Genomic DNA, 5558 nt, shown 5'->3' on the forward strand with positions numbered 1-5558 from the left:
CCTATTTTCTTTTGAACCAGCAAACATTAAAATGGAAGTCACGATAAAACCAACAATAATGCCAACCTTATTCTTCCAATCCACTTTTTGTTTAAAGGTGAGGGTTCCTATAACCAACACCAAAATGGGGGTTAAGACATTTAATACTCCTGAAATTGCACTGTCAAGTCGTGTTTGGGCTGTGGCGAACAGGAACGTAGGAATTAAAATTCCAATAAGTCCTGAGAGTTACAGTAGGAGTGCATTTCTTAAAAAGACTGAATAATTCAGTCATCAGGTTTCTCATGCCACTTTTTAGCTTTTTTGGGACTAGATGAGCCTCCTCCATAGACCGTTAAGCGTAAGCATTTTCAAAAACCTCAGCGATTTCCTCCAATAAATTTTTTACCTCCAGAAAATTTTCAGACTCAACTAATTTACTGCGATATGGCTTGAAATTGGGTATTCCCCTGAAATAATTTGTATAATGGCGGCGCATTTCCAACAAGCCTTTCCGTTCTCCTTTCCATTCTACAGAAAATTCCAAATGTTTCAGGGCTACTTGTACTCTTTCTTGAAGGTCAGGCCCGGTAAGTTTTTCGCCTGTTTCAAAATAATGCTTTATTTCTCGAAAAATCCAGGGATAACCAATGGAGGCACGGCCAATCATAATTCCATCAACTCCATATTTATTTCGGTATTCCAGGGCTTTTTCAGGTGAATCGATGTCGCCATTGCCAAAGATGGGAATATGAATATCCGGGTGATTTTTTACTTCAGCGATTTTTTCCCAATTGGCAACACCTTTGTACATTTGTTTTCGGGTCCGTCCATGTATGGTGATAGCCTGTACCCCCACATCTTGCAACCGTTTGGCTACTTCTACAATCCTGATGGTGTTTTCATCCCAGCCCAAACGGGTTTTTACGGTTACAGGAATAGAGACCTGATTAACAATCTCTTTTGTCATGGCCTGCATTTTGTCAATGTCCAGTAAAATACCTGCCCCTGCACCTTTACCAGCTACTTTTTTTACCGGACAACCGTAATTAATATCCAGAATTTCAGGTTGAGCAGCCTCTGCAATGGCAGCTGCCTGGCGCATTGATTCTATTTTTTCGCCAAAGATTTGAATCCCAATAGGGCGTTCATAATCATAAATATCGAGTTTCTGAACACTTTTAGCGGCATCTCTTATTAGTCCTTCTGCAGAAATAAACTCTGTATACATCAAATCTGCACCGTTCTCCTTACATACTGCCCGAAAGGGCGGATCACTAACATCCTCCATGGGTGCCAGTAATAGAGGGAACTCTCCCAACTCTAAGTTTCCTATCTTTACCAATTTTAATTTTGAATTTTTACCGTAAATTTACGGCAATTATGAATAAATTCGAGCATAAAGTAGATTTATCTGAAGATCGCAATCCTTGGACCTCCTTGTTTCTGCTTTTTATTTTTACACTTACAGGACTTTTGGTGTCCAATTTTTTAGGATTTTTATTAGTACTTCCTTTTTTTAATTTTGATCCTGAAAAAGTTACAAAAGGCCTTATGCACATTACGCAACATCCTGAATCAAAGGACGTTTTGATTGTAATTCAGGCCACTTCTGCAATTGGAACTTTTATTCTTGCCCCTTGGCTTTTTATACGGTTTATACAAAGAAAACCCCTGCGTGAATTTTTTAACGTCAAAGTTCTGAGATTAATGCCCATTCTTTTGACAGTAGTAGGGGTGATTGCTTTTATGATGGTGAATTCTATTCTTATCGAGTGGAATGCTAATCTTAAATTTCCTTCGTTTTTAAAAGGCTTTGAGCAATATGCAATGGCGAAGGAGGAGCAATTAAAAGAGCTCACCGAATTTCTCACGACTTTTCATTCTTTTGGAGATTTTTCTTCGGCGATGTTGGTGATGGCTTTAATTCCTGCCATTGGAGAAGAATTTTTGTTCAGGGGACTTCTTCAACACCATTTGATGAGAATTTGCCGAAATCCACATGTGGCCATCTGGTTAGCGGCATTTATTTTTGGTTTTATTCACTTTCAATTTTATGGTTTATTACCGAGAATGATGCTTGGCGTGTTGTTTGGGTACTTGTATTATTGGTCGGGAAGTTTGGTATTTCCGATGTTGGGGCATTTTATTAATAATGGCTTTACTTTGTTTTTTCTATATCTTTTTCAAATTGGTCATACTAGTTATGATTTGGATTCTGTAGAAACTTTACCTTGGCCAATTTTGGGAATATGTTTGCTGATCGGCTTATGGTTTTTGTGGAGTTTTAAAAAGTATTTTTCTCCTCAAAGCCGTGTCAATTGAGGTGTGGATAACTACCTTCTTTGGAAGGTAATATTAAAGAAGTATCATTATTAAGATAAAAAAAGTGGAGACTTTTCGGCTATTTATAGGGATAAGGTTCCGAAAGAAAGATTTTTTAAGTCATAAGAAGATATATAAATGACAACTGGTTCAAAAAGATACAGTAATCTAAAAGAACGTTTATTTGCAGGGCTTGCGGGTTCACTGATCATTATTGCTGCAGTTTCCTGGAGTGAATGGAGCTACTTGGTGGTGCTGCTACTCATCAGTGGAATGAGTATGCGCGAATTTTATCAATTATCGGAATTGGATGGGAAGTCACCTTTAGCCGTTTATGGCATAATTTCTGGTTTAATGATCTTTATCATTAACTTTTTAGTGGAGATGAGCCTTTTGGATTCAAAGTTTTATTTATTATACATTCCCTTGCTTTCAGCTGTTTTCTTCTTGGTATTATATGACGATAAAAGGAAGAAGCCTTTTACGGCTGCAGCTTTTACTCTTTTGGGGATTTTCTATGTGGCTATTCCGCTAACTTTATTTAATGTGACGGCCTTTTCGCGAGGAAAATATAGTTTTGAAATTCCACTTGGCATTTTACTAATGCTTTGGTCCAGTGATACATTTGCCTATTTTTTTGGTTCCCGATTTGGCAAAAGGAGACTTTTTGAACGTGTGTCTCCAAAGAAATCCTGGGAAGGTTTTATGGGAGGAACCGCAGGGGCTTTAGGAATGTGTTTCATTATTTCCTACTATTTTGTTGATCTTCAACTATGGCAATGGGTCGTTTTATCATTAATTACTGCTGTAGCAGGAACTTATGGGGATTTGATAGAGTCTCTATTTAAGCGAAGTATTTCCATAAAAGATTCAGCCAGTACAATTCCAGGGCATGGTGGCTTTTTGGACCGTTTCGATGGTCTTCTATTAATAGCACCTTATGCTGCTGTTTTTCTAAAATTATTTTAAGGCGTTGAGGTTACTAATTAAAAAAAACACTAATATTGCGCTTGTATCGCCCTTAAAGGGGTTTAAATCAGCATTCTAAATTTTACAATTATAACTATACGAGGTTATGGCATATATAGAACCGGCTCCAATTAAGGACAAGGAAAATCCTTTTGAGTCAATGATGTCAAGGTTTCAGATTGCTTCTCAGGCCTTAGGTCTGGATAATGAGGTTTATAATGTATTGAAAACCCCTGTAAAGCAGGTGTTGGTATCTTTGCCGATTACAATGGACGATGGATCTATCCAGGTATTCGAAGGATACAGAGTAATACATTCTAATATTTTAGGACCTTCAAAGGGAGGGGTGCGCTACGATATGGGAGTGAATCTGGATGAGGTAAAAGCCCTGGCAGCTTGGATGACCTGGAAATGTGCCGTTGTAGATATTCCTTATGGGGGCGCCAAAGGAGGAATTCGTTGTAATCCTCGACAAATGTCTGCGGGTGAAATGGAACGTTTAACAAGGGCCTACACTATTGCCATGTTGGAAATTTTTGGTCCTGACAGAGATATTCCTGCTCCGGATATGGGTACAGGCCCACGTGAAATGGCCTGGATGATGGATGAATTTTCTAGAACACAAGGTATGACTGTAAACTCTGTTGTTACAGGTAAACCTTTGGTATTAGGAGGGTCCCTTGGCCGAACGGAGGCTACTGGTCGTGGTGTAATGGTTTCTGCATTAGCAGCCATGGAAAAACTTAAAATTAACCCTTATCAGTCAACGTGTGCGATCCAGGGATTTGGAAATGTAGGTTCTTTTGCAGCCTTACTATTAGAGGAAAGAGGAGTAAAAGTAGTTTGTATTTCTGATATTAGTGGAGCCTATTTCAATGAAAATGGAATTGATATAAAGGCAGCCATAGAATATAGAAATGAAAATAAAGGGACATTGGAGGGTTTTGAAGGGGCTGAGAACATAGACCCGGATGAATTGTTTCATTTAGAAGTAGACGTTTTAGTTCCAGCAGCCAAAGAGGATGTGATTACGGTGAAAAACGTAGACAAAATTAAGGCTAAATTAATCGTTGAGGGAGCTAATGGCCCTACATCTGCTAAAGCTGATGCTATTATCAACGAAAAAGGAATTCTGGTTGCTCCTGATATCCTTGCGAATGCAGGAGGTGTAACGGTTTCTTATTTTGAGTGGGTACAGAACCGACTGGGTTATAAATGGACTGGTGAAAGAGTAAACCGTCGTTCGGACAGGATTATGAAAAGTGCTTTCGAAAGAGTTTATAATGCTTCCATTGAATATAAGGTTCCAATGAGAATAGCAGCCTATATTGTGGCGATCGATAAGGTGGCTAAAACGTATAAATATCGTGGAGGTTTCTAAGACGGTAGGGGAATTTTTAAATTCTTAATACTGTCTTTTTAATACAATATCACTTATTTTTACTGTATGGTTATACATAAAGAAGGACGTAAGCTATTATTTAATCTTTTTGTAATTCTTGTGATTGTTAACTTGCTGGTATCTTACTTTTTACCAGAACAAGAAGCACTTCAGAATATTTTGCTGGTAGCAGGGGTGATTTTTTACCTCTGTATTTTACAGTTTTTCCGAAGTCCCAGAATAAAATCACCGGAAATTGATCCGAAATGTATTATTGCTCCCGCTGATGGGAAAGTGGTAGTCATTGAAAATACCGTTGAAAACGAATATTTTAAGGATAACCGGAAGCAGGTTTCTATTTTTATGTCGCCTGTGAATGTTCACGTAAATAGAAATCCGGTTTCAGGAATTGTTAAATATTTTAAGTACCACGCTGGGGATTATCTGGTAGCCTGGCATCCAAAATCCAGCACTGACAATGAGAGAACTACAACTGTAGTGGAATCAGAGGATGGAGTGGAAGTGATGTTCAGACAAATTGCTGGTGCTTTGGCTCGTCGTATTAAATGGTATATTGATATTGGTGATCCAGTAAGACAAGGTGAAGAGTTTGGATTTATTAAATTCGGCTCAAGAGTTGATATCTTTTTGCCATTGGATGCGGAAGTGAAGGTGGAAATAGGAGAGAAAACAAAAGGAGGAAAAACAGTGATTGCTGAATTGCCTTAAAAAGAATCATAAAGTAGAAAGTGACAAAGCCGTCTATTAATACTAGACGGCTTTGTTTTTTATAGGTGAATGCCTTTTAGGAAAACTAAATAGTTTTATTTTCGGAATTCTAAACTGAAATTTAATTTCCTTTAATCCTGTTCATTTCTGATCGGTTCTTCGATTTATCTTTGTA

At 38.0% G+C, this 5558-nt stretch carries 6 protein-coding genes; 4 read left to right on the forward strand and 2 right to left on the reverse strand.

Annotation, left to right across the window (positions count from 1 at the left end; all coding sequences use genetic code 11):
- Both E1171_RS24920 and dusB read right to left on the reverse strand, forming a co-directional pair.
- On the reverse strand, positions 1-216 hold a 216-nt coding region (locus tag E1171_RS24920; protein WP_187696340.1), incomplete at its 3' end, for an EamA family transporter.
- Positions 217-334: 118 nt separating this feature from the next.
- A complete protein-coding gene (gene dusB, locus E1171_RS08340; RefSeq protein WP_155205550.1) occupies positions 335-1324 on the reverse strand; it encodes a tRNA dihydrouridine synthase DusB in 990 nt (329 codons plus the stop codon).
- A gap of 38 nt (positions 1325-1362) precedes the next feature.
- On the opposite strand from dusB, the gene E1171_RS08345 reads away from it, so the two are divergent.
- The 4 genes from E1171_RS08345 (at position 1363) to E1171_RS08360 (ending at position 5383) form a co-directional block, all read left to right on the forward strand.
- Complete coding sequence (locus E1171_RS08345) at positions 1363-2304, forward strand: CPBP family intramembrane glutamic endopeptidase (protein ID WP_155205551.1); 942 nt, start codon at positions 1363-1365, stop codon at positions 2302-2304.
- A gap of 138 nt (positions 2305-2442) precedes the next feature.
- On the forward strand, positions 2443-3273 hold the full coding sequence (locus E1171_RS08350) for a phosphatidate cytidylyltransferase (RefSeq protein WP_155205552.1): 831 nt from the start codon (positions 2443-2445) through the stop codon (positions 3271-3273).
- 106 nt (positions 3274-3379) lie between these two features.
- Positions 3380-4654, forward strand: coding sequence for a Glu/Leu/Phe/Val family dehydrogenase (locus E1171_RS08355; protein WP_155205553.1), 1275 nt, complete (start codon positions 3380-3382; stop codon positions 4652-4654).
- 66 nt (positions 4655-4720) lie between these two features.
- Entirely contained in the window at positions 4721-5383 is a 663-nt protein-coding gene (locus tag E1171_RS08360; RefSeq protein WP_155205554.1) for a phosphatidylserine decarboxylase family protein, read from the forward strand.
- Positions 5384-5558: the final 175 nt, after the last annotated feature.

The sequence above is a fragment of the Xanthovirga aplysinae genome (assembly GCF_009711365.1).
GTDB classification, from domain to species: domain Bacteria; phylum Bacteroidota; class Bacteroidia; order Cytophagales; family Cyclobacteriaceae; genus Xanthovirga; species Xanthovirga aplysinae.